Source organism: Bradyrhizobium sp. LTSP885, from assembly GCF_000938305.1.
Classification (GTDB): Bacteria; Pseudomonadota; Alphaproteobacteria; order Rhizobiales; family Xanthobacteraceae; genus Bradyrhizobium.
In genome coordinates, this window is the sequence record NZ_JYMT01000043.1 from 343262 (window position 1) to 358738 (window position 15477).

13 protein-coding genes are annotated in these 15477 nt (G+C 64.7%); 5 read left to right on the forward strand and 8 right to left on the reverse strand.

The window, feature by feature from the left end; genetic code table 11:
- Positions 1–102 precede the first annotated feature (102 nt).
- A complete protein-coding gene (locus tag UP09_RS35640; protein ID WP_044543066.1) occupies positions 103–1620 on the reverse strand; it encodes an AMP-binding protein in 1518 nt (505 codons plus the stop codon).
- Positions 1621–1854: 234 nt separating this feature from the next.
- Here UP09_RS35640 and UP09_RS35645 point away from each other — a divergent pair, with 234 nt between their 5' ends.
- Complete coding sequence (locus tag UP09_RS35645; protein WP_197082796.1) at positions 1855–2250, forward strand: PilZ domain-containing protein; 396 nt, start codon at positions 1855–1857, stop codon at positions 2248–2250.
- Positions 2251–2745: 495 nt separating this feature from the next.
- On the opposite strand, the gene UP09_RS35650 is transcribed toward UP09_RS35645, so the two are convergent.
- Positions 2746–3639, reverse strand: coding sequence for a LysR family transcriptional regulator (locus UP09_RS35650; RefSeq protein WP_044543068.1), 894 nt, complete (start codon positions 3637–3639; stop codon positions 2746–2748).
- Positions 3640–3740: 101 nt separating this feature from the next.
- On the opposite strand from UP09_RS35650, the gene UP09_RS35655 reads away from it, so the two are divergent.
- A complete protein-coding gene (locus tag UP09_RS35655) occupies positions 3741–4733 on the forward strand; it encodes an aldo/keto reductase (protein ID WP_044543069.1) in 993 nt (330 codons plus the stop codon).
- Between the two features lie 813 nt (positions 4734–5546).
- Here the strand turns inward: UP09_RS35655 and UP09_RS35660 are convergent.
- The 5 genes from UP09_RS35660 to UP09_RS37975 all read right to left on the reverse strand — a co-directional run bounded on the left by UP09_RS35660 (position 5547) and on the right by UP09_RS37975 (position 8988).
- Positions 5547–5996 carry a GNAT family N-acetyltransferase gene (locus tag UP09_RS35660; protein ID WP_044543070.1) on the reverse strand — a complete coding sequence of 150 codons (450 nt, stop codon included), beginning with the start codon at positions 5994–5996 and terminating at the stop codon, positions 5547–5549.
- On the reverse strand, positions 5997–7025 hold the full coding sequence (locus UP09_RS35665) for a peptidoglycan -binding protein (RefSeq protein WP_044543071.1): 1029 nt from the start codon (positions 7023–7025) through the stop codon (positions 5997–5999). It lies immediately after the preceding gene.
- Positions 7026–7049: 24 nt separating this feature from the next.
- Entirely contained in the window at positions 7050–7421 is a 372-nt protein-coding gene (locus tag UP09_RS35670; RefSeq protein ID WP_044543072.1) for a VOC family protein, read from the reverse strand.
- A gap of 15 nt (positions 7422–7436) precedes the next feature.
- A complete protein-coding gene (locus UP09_RS35675; protein ID WP_156164945.1) occupies positions 7437–8432 on the reverse strand; it encodes a flagellar motor protein MotA in 996 nt (331 codons plus the stop codon).
- A gap of 337 nt (positions 8433–8769) precedes the next feature.
- Positions 8770–8988, reverse strand: coding sequence for a hypothetical protein (locus UP09_RS37975; protein WP_156164946.1), 219 nt, complete (start codon positions 8986–8988; stop codon positions 8770–8772).
- On the opposite strand from UP09_RS37975, the gene UP09_RS35685 reads away from it, so the two are divergent.
- The 3 genes from UP09_RS35685 to UP09_RS35695 all read left to right on the forward strand — a co-directional run bounded on the left by UP09_RS35685 (position 8987) and on the right by UP09_RS35695 (position 14623).
- Positions 8987–10192: an efflux RND transporter periplasmic adaptor subunit gene (locus tag UP09_RS35685; protein ID WP_156164947.1), complete on the forward strand. Its 1206-nt coding sequence runs from the start codon at positions 8987–8989 to the stop codon at positions 10190–10192. The two genes, UP09_RS37975 and UP09_RS35685, sit on opposite strands and share 2 nt — an antisense overlap.
- Positions 10193–10198: 6 nt before the next feature.
- Positions 10199–13354 carry a multidrug efflux RND transporter permease subunit gene (locus tag UP09_RS35690; RefSeq protein WP_044543076.1) on the forward strand — a complete coding sequence of 1052 codons (3156 nt, stop codon included), beginning with the start codon at positions 10199–10201 and terminating at the stop codon, positions 13352–13354.
- A 132-nt stretch (positions 13355–13486) separates the two neighbouring features.
- The gene (locus UP09_RS35695) at positions 13487–14623 is read left to right on the forward strand and encodes an AAA family ATPase (protein ID WP_044543077.1); all 1137 of its coding nucleotides are present in this window, start codon (positions 13487–13489) and stop codon (positions 14621–14623) included.
- Positions 14624–14637: 14 nt separating this feature from the next.
- On the opposite strand, the gene UP09_RS35700 is transcribed toward UP09_RS35695, so the two are convergent.
- Positions 14638–15432 carry an inositol monophosphatase family protein gene (locus UP09_RS35700; protein ID WP_044543078.1) on the reverse strand — a complete coding sequence of 265 codons (795 nt, stop codon included), beginning with the start codon at positions 15430–15432 and terminating at the stop codon, positions 14638–14640.
- Positions 15433–15477: the final 45 nt, after the last annotated feature.

The following is a 15477-nucleotide window of genomic DNA, read 5'->3' on the forward strand; positions in this document are numbered from 1 at the left end:
TCCGAGGTTCTGCCGGCAGGGAAAGTGAAAACATATACCTCTAGCGCCCACCTGCACAGCTCATGTGGCGTGCAGACCTGCATCCCGCAAGATGAATTGAACTCAATCGGCCTTCGACGACCGGCGCGCCGGCTTGATGCGGAAGGCGCGGTTCTCCTTGATCCAGGCGGCGCGCTCGTCGCGCAGCAAGGTGCGGCGGACCTTTCCGGAATCGTCGCGTGGCGCCACATTGACGCGCTCGAAACTTTCCGGATGCTTGTAGCGGCTGAGCTTGTCTTTGAGGAAATCGCCCATCCCGTCGGCGATCGCCTGCGCGTCGGCATCGTCGGCGAGCTCGAGGATCGCGTGCACGCGCTGGCCGAATTCCGGATCGGGCAGGCCGACCACGACGCAGGAGCGCACCTCGGGATGTTCGCTGACGGAGGCCTCGACCTCGGCGGGATAGATGTTGGCGCCGCCGCGCAGCACCATGTCGGCGAGGCGGTCGCCGAGATAGAGATAACCTTCAGTGTCGAGCCGTCCGATATCGCCGAGCGATTCCCAGCCGTCCGGCCGCCGCTTCGGTGCCGCGCCGAGATAGTGATAGGTCGAGCCGGCGCCGTCATTGGGCAGGAAATAGATCTCGCCGGTCTTCCCTGGCGCGACGTCGTTGCCGTCCTCGCCGATGATGCGCAGCTTCGCGGTCTCGCCGATCTTGCCGACCGAGCCCCTGTGCGCCAGCCATTCGACACCCGAGATCACGCAGGCGCCCTGCCGCTCGGTGCCGCCATAGAGCTCCCAGATCCGCTCCGGCCCGAGCCACTCGATCCATTTCTCCTTCAGCCATGGCGGCATCGGAGCGGCCATGTGAAACACGATCTGCAAACTGGAGACGTCGTAGCGGTTGCGCACTTCGTCGGGCAGCGCCCAGATCCGGTGCATCATGGTCGGCACGAAATTCACCCATTGCACGCGGTTGGCCTCGATCAACCGCAGCGTTTCCTCGGCGTCGAACTTCACCATGCCGGTGAGGCGCCCGCCACCGAACAGCGCGGAGTGCGACAGGATGAACGGTGCGTTGTGATAGAGCGGACCCGGATTGAGCAGCGAGGCCTCCTGCGGAATCCCGAGCAGCAGCGGTGCCGCGGTGTCGACGACGGCCGGATTGTGATCGAGGATCACCTTCGGCCGTCCGGTCGAGCCGCCGCTCGTCATCGCCTTCCAGTAGCGCGCGATCGGAGCCGTCAGCGGTTCGTCGGAAAATCCTTCCGGCGTGAAATCCACCGGCAGCGCATTCGGCGCATTCCAGTCGGCCTCGCCGCCGACCACCAGAGAAGGCTTCAGAATGTCGAGCACGGCGGCGGCCTCGCCGCGCGGCAACCGCCACGACAGCGAGGTCGGCGTCGCGCCGCATTTCCACACCGCGAAACTGGTCTCGAAGAATGCGTTGCTGTTGGGCAGTCCGATCGCGACGAAGTCACCGGGCTTGACGCCCTTGGCGGCAAAGGCCCGCGCCCGCGCATTGGCGCCGCGCTCGAGCTGCGTCCAGGTCAGAATGTCCTGGCCGTGACTGACGGCGATCGCCTCAGTGGGTTTGCGTTCGGCATACCAGCGCGGCACGTCGGCCAGGGGGATCAGCATGGGGCGTTTCCGAAGGACAGAGGCGTCTTGATGCCGCTCTTGTTGCAGGGACGTGGCCTGAGGCCACGTGCGCCAGTCATCAACAGCGCTCGTTTCAAGTCAAGCGACGATCATCCGTACGATTGGTATCCCACTGCCGGATTTGATGAATTTGGGTTGCCTAAAAGCCGCGTCAAGATTCCGGTAAAGTTCAAGCGATCGCGCTAAGCCGGACTTTACGGGGGAGGCGGCATGATGTCCGAAGCGGCTGTGTGCCGGGCGGCCAGCATGCCCGGCGTTCAACGTCCCAAAGGGTCACGGCGGGTCACGACGATGGCGAGCAACGGGTCACGGAGCAAGGTCAGTCGGGAGCCGCGGCGCCAGCTCAACAATCGTCCGGCCTGGATCACGGTCGACGGTGGCGCAACCGACAGCGATTGTGCCGTCGTGGACGTCTCGCCCGGTGGCGCCAAGATCGTCACCGAGGTGGAGTTCGACGTCAAGGACCGGCTCGCGCTGACGCTGCTCGCCGATCACTCCAAGCGTCACGCCTGCGAAGTGGTCTGGCGCCGCGGCAAGACCTATGGGCTGAAGTTCATCGTGGCTGAGGCGCCGGTTGAAGCGGACGCCGAGCCCGTCAGCGCGGCATAGTCCGACCGCGTCTTCGTCTCATCTTCCCGTTGTGCTACCCGTCGTCGTACTGGGCGCCCCCGGGTTCGCCGGCGGCGCGCTGCCGCCCACGCCACCCGAAGACCCGACCCGCTGTCCCGGCTGGGCCGGCAGCGCGGTGCTGCCTGAGGGAGCGGCGCGGTCTCCCGGTCTGGGAGGCAGTGCGCTGCCTCCCGTGCCTTGCGCAAGAAGCTGAGCCGGCGCGAGCGTCAGGCCGACGGCGATGATGACGGCGAACTTGGTCTTGAACATTCGATTCTCCGAATTGCGACGGGAGGCCCGCGCGACAGCGACCGTCAGGTCGAGGCAGCAAGCGCGGCCATGCTTTCAACACAGCGCTAACGTCCGCTGCGCAGGTCTCGTTCCCATCGGCGGTCACAGGTTGCGGTGCAAATATTCGTGTAGCCGATGTCATCCGGCGTGCGACCACCGAGCCGTTCCAGCAGCACGTGTCTCGGTACTTATGACCCGACAAGATCAGCCCCGATACCGCAGCGCCTGCACCAGCAGCGCGAAGGCCGGCGAGGATTGCCGTCGGCTCGGGTAATAGAGGTGATAGCCCGGAAACGGCGCGCACCAATCGTCCAGCACCTGGATCAGCTGGCCCTTGGCGAGCTGCGCGCGCACCCGATCCTCGGGCACATAGCCAAGCCCGAGTCCGGCCATGACAGCCTTGATCCGCAATGCACCGCTGTTGAACACCAATTGCCCGTCGACCCGCACCTTCATCGCGCGTCCGCGCTTCTCGAACTCCCAGGCGTAAATGTTGCCATGGGTCCGCATGCGGATATTGATGCAGGTGTGCTCGGTCAGGTCCTGGGGTTGCTTCGGCCGTTCCCGCCGCTTGAAATAGGACGGCGCTCCGACCACGACCATGCGGAAGTCCGGCGCGATCCGCACCGCGATCATGTCCTTGGCCACCTGCTCGCCGAGGCGGACGCCCGCGTCATAACGCTCCGCGACGATGTCGGTGAGCGCCTCGTCGACGGTCAGCTCGACCTTGATGTCGGGATAGCGCGGCAGGAAGTTGGCCAATGCGGGCCACAGGATCGTCTCTGCCGAATGCTCGCCGCTGGTGATGCGGATGGAGCCGGCAGGTTTATCGCGCAGCTCGCCCAGCGCGACGAGCTCGGCCTCGATCTCCTCCAGGCGCGGGCCGACGCCCTGCAGCAGCCGCTGGCCGGCCTCGGTCGGCGCGACGCTGCGCGTGGTCCGGGTCAGGAGCCGCACCCCCAAGCGCTCTTCCAGGGCGCGGACGGTGTGACTGAGCGCCGACTGCGACACGCCGAGCCGCGCGGCGGCGCGGGTGAAGCTGCGTTCCCGCGCCACCGCGAGGAAGGCGATCAGGTCATTGATGTCGTGCCGTGGCATTCATGAGTCCTGCTCATAAGTCCATCCCGATCTCTACGTCTAATCGCGCGCCCACGCACCCCCTAAATCCTGGCCAACAGCGATCGAAATGGAGAGACATCATGCAGAAACGCAAACTCGGCAACAGCAATCTGGAGGTCGCGGCGATCGGTCTCGGCTGCATGGGCCTGAGCTTCGGCTACGGGCCGGCGGTCGAGAAGGCACAGGGGATCGCGCTGATCCGCGCCGCCGTCGAGCGCGGCGTTACGTTCTTCGACACCGCCGAGGTCTACGGCCCCTTCACCAACGAGGAACTGGTCGGCGAGGCGCTGGCGCCCTACCGCGACAATGTCGTGATCGCCACCAAGTTCGGCTTCGATATCGATCTGGCGAGCGGCCAGCAGCGCGGGCTGAACAGCCGGCCCGAGCACATCAAGGCGGTGGCGGATGCCTCGCTGAAGCGGCTCAAGACCGATGTCATCGACCTGTTCTACCAGCATCGCGTCGATCCCGCCGTGCCGATCGAGGACGTCGCCGGCGCGGTGAAGGAGCTGATTGCCGCCGGCAAGGTCCGGCATTTCGGCCTCTCGGAGGCCGGCGCACAGACCATCCGCCGCGCCCATGCGGTGCAGCCGGTCACGGCGTTGCAGAGCGAATATTCGCTGTGGTGGCGCGAGCCGGAGCAGGAGATCCTGCCGACGCTCGAACAGCTCGGCATCGGCTTCGTGCCGTTCAGCCCGCTCGGCAAGGGTTTTCTCACCGGCGCGATCAACGACACCACGACGTTCGACGCGAGCGATTTCCGCAACATCGTGCCGCGGTTTTCGCCAGAGGCACGCCGGGCGAACCAGGCCCTGGTCGATCTGCTCGGCAAAATCGCCACTGGCAAGAACGTCACATCGGCGCAGATCGCGTTGGCCTGGCTGCTGGCGCAGGAGCCATGGATCGTGCCGATCCCCGGCACCACCAAGCTGCATCGCCTGGACGAAAACGTCGGCGCCGCGCAGGTCGAGCTGACATCAGGTGATCTCGCCGAGATCGCCAAGGCAGTCGCCGCGGTCGAGGTGCAGGGCGCACGCTATCCGGAGCATTTGCAGCAGCTGGTCGGACGCTGAGTCTCTCTCGTCATTCCGCTCGCCGTCATTCCGGGGCTCGCGGAGCGAGAACCCGGAATCCATTTAGCTGCAAGTTTGGTGGTGAAATGGATTCCGGGTTCATGCTGCGCATGCCCCGGAATGACGCGGGATAGAAATCGCCCTACATCTGAGTTGCCCGACGACGCAAGCCCTCGCGATAAAAATATTTCGCTTTATCGGAAGTGCAACTCAGGTGTATAAATCTCTCCGTCTCACCCGATTGAGGGGCGCTCGCGATCGTCACGGACGTTGCGGTGAGATGCGGTGGACGCCGAATGCGCAACTGACGAGTGCGCATGAGGCGGACGGTGAAATCGTGTGGTTCTGACGCCCCAGTGGCCGGTGTCTCCTCGCAAGACGCGCAAGCGTCTTTGCGAAGACGGTGACAAGCAAGCCAAGTCTCGCCGGGGAGAGCACGTATAAGCCGTAACCCATCGCGCAGGGAAAGCCGGAGTGCCTCCGCTGAACCTGTATGCTCGTGTGCACTTTCTTTCTCTCACTTTGCACACGAGACCGCGGGTGCAGCGTGCACCCGGCTTTCCCTGCGCCCTCTACCAAGTGAGAGGGCAAACGAAATGCAAAGCTCGGGCGATTCACGCCGCGAGAATGCGAATGTATGACTCACAAGCCGCGCCACAAACTCACTGTCGTCCCGGGCTTGACCCGGGACCCATAGCCACAAATGCCAATTGCTGCGCGACGCTGTGGCCCCGGCTCGTCTCACAACACAACCCTGTGGTTATGGGTCCCTGCTTTCGCAGGGACGACCGAGTGGAGAGTTGGCGCCCACCCTCACGCCGTCCAATTCATCCTCAGCACCGGCCGTCCCGAGGTCGGATTGACGTCCTCGCCGGCATGTACAAACCCGTTGCGTTCGTAGAAGCGGATGGCGCGGGTGTTGTCCTTGTTGACGAGCAGCGTGACGCCGGTGGGCGACAGGCGCTTCGCCTCGCTGACCAGCGCGCTTGCCAGCGGCGAGCCCCACTGCGCCGGATCGACCACGAGCTGGTCGAGATAACCCGCGCCGTCGATGGTCACGAAGCCGGTCAGCACGCCGGCTTGCTCGGCGACGACGATCGTAGCATTCACGACCAGCTCATTCCGCCAGCGTTCGCGCCACCATGCCACGCGCGCAGTGAAGTCGATCGACGGATAGGCCTGCTGCCAGGTCTTCAGCCACAGCTCGATCGCCGCGTCCTCGTCGGCTGCGCGATACGGGCGGAGTTGGAAGCCGCTTGCCACCTACCGTTCCGTCAGCTTCAGCTCGATGCGGCGGTTGCGCTTGTAGGCGTCTTCGGTCTGCGCGGTGTCGAGCGGCTGGAATTCTGCAAAGCCGGCGGCGACCAGGCGTTGCGCGGGCACGCCGAGCGAGACCAGATATTGCACCACCGAGATCGCGCGCGCCGACGACAACTCCCAGTTCGACTTGAACAGCGGGCTGTTGATCGGCCGTACGTCGGTGTGGCCGTCGACCCGCAGCACCCAGGCGATCTCGCTCGGGATCTGCTTGTCGAGATCGGTCAGCGCGCCCGCCACCGTGTCGAGTTCGGTCTTGCCTTCGGGCAACAGCGTCGCCTGTCCGGTGTCGAAGAACACCTCCGACTGGAACACGAAGCGATCGCCAACGACGCGAATGTCGGGGCGGTTGCCGAGGATGGCGCGCAGGCGGCCGAAGAATTCGGAGCGGTATCTCGACAGCTCCTGCACCCGCTGCGCCAGCGCGACGTTCAGGCGCGAGCCGAGATCGGCGATCCGCCCTTGCGATTCCTTGTCGCGCTTCTCGGAGGCGTCGAGCGCCTCCTCGAGCGCTGCGAGCTGGCGGCGCAGCGCGCTGATCTGCTGGTTCAGCACCTCGATCTGCGCCAGCGCGCGCGAGGTGACGCCCTTCTCGGAATCCAGCGCCTTGTTGAGCTCGTTGGCGCGGCCCTGCGCGTCATTGCCGGAACTCGCCAGTCCCTCGTAAAGCCCCTTGACGCGGTCGCGTTCGCTCTCCGCCGAGGCAAGCCCGGCGCGCAGCTGCGACACCTGGTCGTCGAGCGTCAGCTTGCTGAGCTTCTCCAGCGACAGCAGATCGTTGAGCTGGGCGAGCTTGGCGTTGAGCTGCTCCAGCGCCTTGTCCTTGCCAGTGACCTCCTGCGACAGGAAGAACTGCACCACCAGGAACACCGACAGCAGGAACACGATCGACAGCACCAGCGTCGACAGCGCGTCAACGAAGCCGGGCCAGTAGTTGAAAGCGGATTCACTGCGGCGGCTACGGGCGAGGGCCATTCAGGTTCTCATTGTTGGACGCGTTCAGTCCTGCGGCGTGTGACAGACAGCCTCGATATTGTGGCCGTCGGGGTCGAGGATGAAGGCGCCGTAGTAGTGGGCATGATAATGCGGGCGTATTCCGGGCGGCCCATTGTCCCTGCCGCCGGCCTTGATCGCATCTTCGTAGAACCGGTCGACGGTGGCGCGATCACCGGCAGTGAAGGCTATGTGAGCCCCGGTCTGCGGCGCACCGCGCATGCTGATCCAGAAGAAAGCCTTCGGGCGGATACCGTAGCCTGCGGCCTGCGTTCCTTCCGCATACAGGCGGCTGATGGCGAGCGCCCGCAGGGCCTGATCGTAGAACGCCTTCGAGCGCTCGATATCAGTGATGCCGATGGTGACGTGATCCAGCACGCTGATCTCCGTGGCTCAGCTCTTCTCGGGCTGACGGGCGAGGCGCTCGAGCAGACGCTTGATCTCGCGGTTCTGCTCGCCCTGGCCGTCGGCCCATTCGCGGATCATCTGCTGCTCGGTGCGCATATGCGCCACCAGCCCCTGGATCGCCTCGGCGAGATTGGCCATCGCGGCGGTGGTGCTGCGGTTGCTGCCGCCGTCCTCGACAGCAGTGCGCAACCGCTCGATCGCGCCCTGCAGGTCGCCGCCGCCGCTGCCGCTTTCCATGCCATCGCCGGAAATGCCGCGCACGGTGGTGGCGAGCCAGTCTTCGAGGTCGGTGTAGAAGCGGTTCTGGGCCTGGCTCGACTGCAGGTCGAGGAAGCCGAGGATCAGCGAGCCGGCGAGGCCGAACAGCGAGGACGAGAACGAGATGCCCATGCCGCCGAGCGGGGCGGCGAGGCCTTCCTTAAGCGTGTCGAACAGCGCGCCGGCGTCACCGCCGACCTTGAGCCCGTCGATCACCTTGCCAACCGAGCCGACCGTCTCGATCAAGCCCCAGAAGGTGCCGAGCAGGCCGAGGAAGACCAGGAGGCCGGTCATGTAGCGCGAAATGTCGCGGGCCTCGTCGAGGCGGGTCGCGATCGAATCGAGCAGATGCCGCATGGTCTGCTGCGAGATGGTCATCCGGCCGGTGCGCTCGCCGCCGAGAATGGCGGCCATGGGAGCCAGGAGGGTCGGGCGTCGGTCGATCGCAAGCCCGGGATCGGCGATGCGGAAATTGTTGACCCAGGCGACCTCCGGATAGAGCCGGATCACCTGCCGGAACGTCAGGATGATCCCGACCAGCAGCACCAGCCCGATCAGGGCGTTCAGCCCGGGATTGGCGAAGAAGGCGGTGACGATCTGCTTGTAGAGCACGACGCCGACCAGGCCGCACAGCACCAGGAACACCAGCATCCGCACCAGGAAAATCCGGGGCGAGGACAGTTTGCTCAGTTCGATCTCCATGTCGGAGCGGGAAGGGGGCATTGCCGGGTCATCCGTTCGCGAAGGCCGCATCAGCCAGCAATATGGCACAGCGGCGGTAGGAGGAAAGGCAGGAAAGCCAAATCAACAGCACGAAGAAGGACCCTCGGGTTGAAGCCGGAGTGGCCCGCACCCGCTTTGCGCGGGTATCCCGGCTTGTCCGGCGTACCCTTACCCGTCGCGCGGGTGGTGATCCCGCCGCGGACCGCAACGAGAAGATCAAGCCGAACGCATCGGAGGAGGAGCAGGGCGTGGCCGGCGATTCGCTCCATCGCCTCACAATGTTGCGGCATACCGCGCCGATATGCACGCAAATGCCGCGTTCCCGTTCACGCATTCCTCAATGGATCCCTACAGCCTGCGATGGAACCCGCTCACAATCCGGTGAGTCGACGAAAGAGCCCGCGAAATCAGCGCGATAGGGTTGTGTGACAATGAGCCGCCCGGCAAACGCATTGCGTTGCAGCAAGCAAAATCTATTTTCATCCCAGCAACGCAGCGGTGTCGTCGTGACGCCGCCGTTTGTTTGTTCACACCAATCTGGGGCGATCATTTTCATGTCTGGACTTCGCGCGCAATCGGCATGCATTGCATTGATGCTGGCCGTGACGGCGCCACTGCTTGGCGGCTGTGATGAAGCGAACACCGCGACTGCCGCCGCACAAGCATCCGAGCCGGACGTCAGTGTCGTCACCGTGAAGCCGCAGGCGCGCGCGATGGTGCGGGAGCTGCCGGGCCGCATCTCGCCGACGCGGGTGTCCGAGGTGCGCCCGCGCGTCTCCGGCATCATCGTCACGCGCATGTTCCATCAGGGCAGCGAGGTGAAGGCCGGCGATCCGCTCTACCAGATCGATCCGCGCCCGTTTGAAGTCGAAGTGCAGTCGACCGAGGCCGCGTTGTCGCGCGCCGAGGCCGTGCGCGAGCAGGCCTCGTCGCAGGGCCGCCGGATTGCGACGTTGACCAGCCAGCGCGCCGCGCCGGAAGCCGAGAACGAGAAGGCGATCGCGAACCTGAAGCAGGCCGAGGCCGACGTCCAGGGCCGCGAGGCGGAAGTCGCGCGCGCAAAACTCAATCTCGATTACGCCACCATCCGTGCGCCGATCGACGGCATCGTCGGCGCGGCGCTGGCGAGTGAAGGCGCGCTCGTCGTGCAGAACGACACCGCGAGCCTCGCGACGATCCAGCAGCTCGATCCGATCTATGCCGACTTCCAGCAATCGGTCACCGAGATGAATCAGCTCCGCCGCGCCTTCGAGAGCGGCGATCTCGACCGTATCTCGCCCGATGCGATGAAGGTCCGTCTCGTGCTCGATGGCGGCTCGATCTATTCGCAGCCGGGCAAGCTGCTGTTCTCCGAAGCCAAGGTCGACGCCCATACCGGGCAGGTGACGCTGCGCGGCGAGTTTCCCAATCCGAAGCGCGAATTGCTGCCGGGCATGTATGTCCGCGTGCAGATCGAGCAGGGCATCGACACCGATGCCATCGCCGTGCCGCAGCAGGCGATCCAGCGCAATGGCGGCGGCGGCAGCGAGGTGTTCATCGTCAAGGACGACAATCTCGTCGCGGTGCAGCCGGTGCGCACCGGCTCGCTGCAGGGCGGCCACTGGTTCGTCTCTGACGGCCTGAAGGCCGGCGACCGCGTCGTGGTCGAAGGTTTCCAGAAATTCGCCGCCGGTGACAAGGTGCGGCCGCAGGCTTGGAATCAGGCCGACGTATCGGCCGGGGCCGCGGACGCGCATCAAACCGCCCATATCGAGCGGTGATCTGACATGCCCGGTTTCTTCATCGACAGGCCGATCTTCGCCTGGGTCGTCGCGCTGTTCATCTGTCTGATCGGCGCGATCTCGCTTCCGCTGCTCGCGATCGCGCAATATCCGATCATCGCGCCGCCCTCGATCTCGATCTCGACCAGCTATCCCGGCGCGTCGCCGGAGAACCTCTACAACAGCGTGACGCGGCTGATCGAGGAGGAGCTGAACGGCGCCGCCAACATCCTGAACTTCGAATCGACCAGCGACTCGCTCGGCCAGGTCGAGATCATCGCCAACTTCAAGCCGGGCACCGACACCGGGTCGGCTTCGGTGGAAGTGCAGAACCGCCTCAAGCGCGTCGAGGCGCGGCTGCCGCGCGCCGTGATCCAGCAGGGCATCCTGGTCGAGGAAGCGTCCTCCGCCGTGCTGCAGATCATCACGCTGAATTCGACCGACGGCAGCCTCGACGAGGTTGGGCTGGGCGACTTCATGATCCGCAACGTGCTGGGCGAGGTCCGCCGCATTCCCGGCGTCGGCCGCGCCACGCTCTATTCGACCGAACGAAGCCTGCGGATCTGGATCGATCCGGCCAAACTGGTTGGCTATGGCCTCTCGGCCGATGACGTCAACAAGGCGATCACGGCGCAGAACGCCCAGGTTGCCTCCGGCAGCATCGGCGCCCAGCCGAGCACCGACACCCAGAAGATCTCGGCACAGGTGCTGCTGAAGGGCCAGCTCTCCTCGCCCGACGAGTTCGGCGCGATCATCCTGCGCGCCAACGCCGATGGTTCGACCGTGCGGTTGCGCGACGTCGCGCGGATCGAGGTCGGCGGCCTCAGCTACCAGTTCAATACGCGGCTTGACGGCAAGCCGACCGCGGGCCTCTCGGTGCTGCTGTCGCCAAAGGGCAACGCGCTCGCGACTGCAAGCGCGGTCGAGGCCAAGATGAAGGAGCTGTCGCGCTTCTTCCCGGCCAATATCAGCTACGAGATTCCCTACAACATCACGCCCGTGGTCGAAGCCTCGATCAAGAAGGTGCTGATGACGCTGGTCGAGGCGGTGGTGCTGGTCTTCATCGTGATGTTCCTGTTCCTGCAGAACATCCGCTACACCATCATTCCGACCATCGTGGTTCCGGTGGCGCTGCTCGGGACCTGCGCCATGCTGATGATCGCGGGCTTCTCGATCAACATGCTGACCATGTTCGGCATGGTGCTGGCGGTCGGCATCCTGGTCGACGACGCCATCGTCGTGGTCGAGAACGTCGAGCGCATCATGGCCGAAGAGGGCCTGTCGCCGAAGGAGGCGACCAAGAAGGCAATGTCGCAGATCACGAGCGCCATCATCGGCATTACGCTGGTGCTGATGGCCGTGTTCGTGCCGATGGCGTTCTTCCCCGGCTCGGTCGGCATCATCTACCGCCAGTTCTCGGTCACCATGGTGGCGGCGATCGCCTTCTCGGCGCTGCTCGCGCTGTCGCTGACGCCGGCGCTGTGCGCGACGCTGCTCAAGCCGGTCGAGAAGGGCCACGGCCACGCGCGCAAAGGCGTGTTTGGCTGGTTCAACCGCGTGCTCGACACCAGCCGCACTGGCTATACGCGGACGGTGCAGGGCTCGCTGAAGCGCACCGGACGGCTGATGCTGATCTATGCCGTGTTGCTGATCGGCGTCGGCTGGGGTTTTGTGCGGCTGCCCGGCGGCTTCCTGCCCGTCGACGACCAGGGCTTCATCACCACCGACGTGCAGACGCCGTCGGAGTCGTCCTACGCGCGCACGGAAGCGGCGGTCGAGAAGGTCGAGAAATATCTCAGGGAACGCGACGGCATCGATAACGTGACGTTCCTCACCGGCTTCAGCTTCCTCGGCCAGGGCATGAACACCGCGCAGGCCTTCATCACGCTGAAGGACTGGTCGGAGCGCGGCCCGCAGGATTCCGCAGCCGCCATCGTCACCGACATCAACCGCGAGCTGTCGTCGATCCGCGACGCCAAAATCTCGGCGTTGCAACCGCCGCCGATCGACAATCTCGGCAATTCGTCGGGCTTCTCGTTCCGCCTGCAGGACCGCGGCCAGAAGGGCTATCCAGCGCTGATAGCCGCGTCCGACCGCCTGATTGCGGAAGCCAATGCGAGCCCCAAACTGCAGAAGGTCTATGTCGAGGGCCTGCCGCCGGCGCCCCAGGTCAATCTGATGATCGACCGCGAGAAGGCCGGCGCGTTCGGCGTCACCTTCGAGGACATCAACAACACGATCTCGACCAATCTCGGTTCGAACTACATCAACGACTTCCCGAACCGCGGCCGCATGCAGCGCGTCATCGTGCAGGCCGACAAAACCAGTCGGATGAACGCGGACGACATCCTCAACTACAATGTGAAGAACAGCCGCGGCCAATTGGTGCCGTTCTCGGCCTTTGCCACCATCGAATGGTCGAAGGGGCCGACGCAAATCGCGGGCTTCAACTATTATCCGGCGGTGCGCATCTCCGGCGAGGCCAAGCCCGGCTTCACCTCGGGCGATGCGATCGCGGAGATGGAGCGGCTTGCCGACAAGCTGCCGCGCGGCTTCGGTTATGAATGGACCGGGCAATCTTTGCAGGAAAAACTGTCGGGCTCGCAGGCGCCGTTCCTGCTGGCGCTGTCGGTGCTGGTGGTGTTCCTGCTGCTCGCCGCGCTCTACGAGAGCTGGACCATTCCGCTCGCGGTGCTGCTCACGATCCCGCTCGGCATTCTCGGCGCGGTGGTGGCGGCGACGACGCGCGGCCTGTCCAACGACGTCTATTTCACCGTCGGCCTGATCACCATCATCGGTCTGGCCGCCAAGGACGCCATCCTGATCATCGAATTCGCCAAGGATCTGCGCGCGCAGGGCAAGCCGCTGGTCGAGGCGACGGTGGAGGCGTGCAGTCTCCGATTCCGCCCGATCCTGATGACGGGTCTGGCCTTCGTCTGCGGCGTGCTGCCGATGGCGATCGCGACCGGCGCCGGCGGCGCCAGCCAGCAGGCGCTCGGCACGTCAGTGACGGGCGGCATGATCGCTGTTGTGATTTTGGCGCTGCTGCTGGTCCCGGTGTTCTTCGTCAGCGTCCAGCGCGTGCTGGCGGGGGATCGAGAGAAGGTGACGGAAAGGGTTGAAGCGTATGGTCCGCCGGCGCCGGCAGGGTCCGGTCACTGATGCTCGAGGTCGGTGCTGATCAAATCAGAGCTTAGCACCGCCTCCGGCTTGCTTTCGCAAGCTGACCAATCCAGATTGCATCTCTGGATTGAACGGGAAGCATGTGGGCAACCCGAAGATTGCGAGCGTGTGATGCGTCCGACCGATATTGCGATCTCGAATTATCGCTCCATTCGGCGGCTCTTCATGCCCATTCAACCCTTATCCGTATTCGTTGGCGAAAACGGCGTTGGCAAATCCAATCTCTACAAGTCCTTGTCGCTGTTGCGCGACGCGGCGACAGGCCAGATCACGCGCACGATCGCCGACGAAGGCGGATTGAATTCCGTCTCCTGGTCCGGCATTCGCAAGCGCGGCGAGGATGGACGACTGCGATTGGCTGCCAGATTCGACCACATCCGATACTCCATCGAGCTCGGATTTCCCGGCCCGCTCGAGGCGGCATTTTCCGGCGAGCCGATGATCAAGTCGGAAACGATCGAGACGACCCACGGCAAGCGAAAAGTTCTGCTGATGGAGCGGACGAATTCACTCGTCAGCGTCCGCGGTGAGAGCGGCGCCTGGAGCAAGCACAAGGATGCGGTGCTGCCGTCGGAAACCGCGCTCGCCGGGTTTTCGGATGGCAAGGAATGCCCCGAAATCGATCTGATCAGGAACGCAATGCTCGGCTGGCGATTCTATCACGACTTCCGTACCGATCCGGCGTCGCCGATACGAAAGCCATGTCTCGCGATCACGACGCCCTCGCTGGGTGCCGATGGCCACGATCTGGCTGCCGTCCTGGCCACACTCTACGCTATCAGGCAGGATACCACCGATCTGCAGGATGCGATCGAGGACGCATTCCCGGGCGCCGAACTCCGGGCATGGGAGGAAAATGGGCGGTGTGAATTTGGGTTGCAGCTGGAGGATATGCCGCGTCCGTTCAAGGCCCATGAACTATCCGATGGGACGCTCAAATACATCTGCCTGCTCGCCGTGTTCATGGGCTATCGGCTGCCGTCGTTCATCGCGCTGAACGAACCGGAGACCAGCCTGCATCCATCGCTGTTGGCGCCGTTGGCCCGCCTGATCGCCAAGGCGTCACGCCGCGCCGACATCTGGATTGTCACCCATTCGGAGCCCCTGATGGAGGCGCTGCGCGGCGAGAGCTCGGTCCCGCCTCGCCGGGTGATCAAGGCAAAAGGCGCCACGGCCATCGAGGGCCTGATGCTCAGCGGCGAATTTCGCGATGAGGAAAACGACGATGGTGAGGATGACGAGGCTTAGATGGAGCCGTCGTATTACTGCCCCAGCGGCTTCAGCACCTTGATCAGTTCGCCATGCACGAACTCATTCCCGCACACCACGTGCCCGGTTTGCAGCGGGTCGTCGCTGCCCTGGATGCCGGAGACGGTGCCGCCGGCTTCGCGTACCATGATCTGGCCGGCTGCGATGTCCCAGGAATTGAGATTGCGCTCCCAGTAGCCGTCGAGGCGGCCGGCGGCGACGAAGGCGAGGTCGAGCGAGGCGGCGCCGAAACGGCGGAAGCCCGCGACCTTGGTCTGCAGCGCGGCCATCTCCTGCTGCGCCAGCGCGTGGTCGCCGCGGCCGATATGCGGCAGGCCGCAGGCGATCACGCATTCGTCGAGCCTGCGGCGGCCGGCGACACGCAGCCGCTGGTCGTTGAGGAACGCACCCTTGCCGCGTTCGGCGATATAGAGCTCGTCATTGGCCGGATTGTAGATCACGCCCGCGATCACCGTGTCTTCGCGCTTGAGCCCGATCGAGATCGCGAATTGCGGGATACCGTGCAGGAAGTTGGTGGTGCCGTCGAGCGGATCGACGATCCAGGTGTGGCTCTTGTCCGCGCCCTCGCGCTTGCCACCTTCCTCACCGAGGAAGCCGTAGCCGGGCCGCGCCTTGTCGAGGTCGGTGTAGAGCATTTCCTCGGCGCGCTTGTCGGCGAGCGAGACGAAATTCGCCGGCCCTTTCAGCGACACCTGGAGATGCTCGATCTCGCCGAGATCGCGCTTGAGGCTGCGGCCGGCGCGTCGCGCGGCCTTGACCATGACATTGATGACGGCGGAATAGAGCATGATGGAGGAGCTTGCGGGGTCAGAGGAACGGCCTGCGGCGCCGGT

What these genes read in the sequence shown, in the direction of transcription:
- UP09_RS35640 (WP_044543066.1), bottom strand. Translation starts at nt 1,620, where the DNA reads ATGCTGATCCCCCTGGCCGACGTGCCGCGCTGGTATGCCGAACGCAAA.
- UP09_RS35665 (WP_044543071.1), bottom strand. Translation starts at nt 7,025, where the DNA reads ATGGCCCTCGCCCGTAGCCGCCGCAGTGAATCCGCTTTCAACTACTGG.
- UP09_RS35690 (WP_044543076.1), top strand. Translation starts at nt 10,199, where the DNA reads ATGCCCGGTTTCTTCATCGACAGGCCGATCTTCGCCTGGGTCGTCGCG.
- UP09_RS35650 (WP_044543068.1), bottom strand. Translation starts at nt 3,639, where the DNA reads ATGCCACGGCACGACATCAATGACCTGATCGCCTTCCTCGCGGTGGCG.
- UP09_RS35685 (WP_156164947.1), top strand. Translation starts at nt 8,987, where the DNA reads ATGTCTGGACTTCGCGCGCAATCGGCATGCATTGCATTGATGCTGGCC.
- UP09_RS37975 (WP_156164946.1), bottom strand. Translation starts at nt 8,988, where the DNA reads ATGAAAATGATCGCCCCAGATTGGTGTGAACAAACAAACGGCGGCGTC.
- UP09_RS35655 (WP_044543069.1), top strand. Translation starts at nt 3,741, where the DNA reads ATGCAGAAACGCAAACTCGGCAACAGCAATCTGGAGGTCGCGGCGATC.
- UP09_RS35645 (WP_197082796.1), top strand. Translation starts at nt 1,855, where the DNA reads ATGTCCGAAGCGGCTGTGTGCCGGGCGGCCAGCATGCCCGGCGTTCAA.
- UP09_RS35695 (WP_044543077.1), top strand. Translation starts at nt 13,487, where the DNA reads ATGCGTCCGACCGATATTGCGATCTCGAATTATCGCTCCATTCGGCGG.
- UP09_RS35675 (WP_156164945.1), bottom strand. Translation starts at nt 8,432, where the DNA reads ATGCCCCCTTCCCGCTCCGACATGGAGATCGAACTGAGCAAACTGTCC.
- UP09_RS35700 (WP_044543078.1), bottom strand. Translation starts at nt 15,432, where the DNA reads ATGCTCTATTCCGCCGTCATCAATGTCATGGTCAAGGCCGCGCGACGC.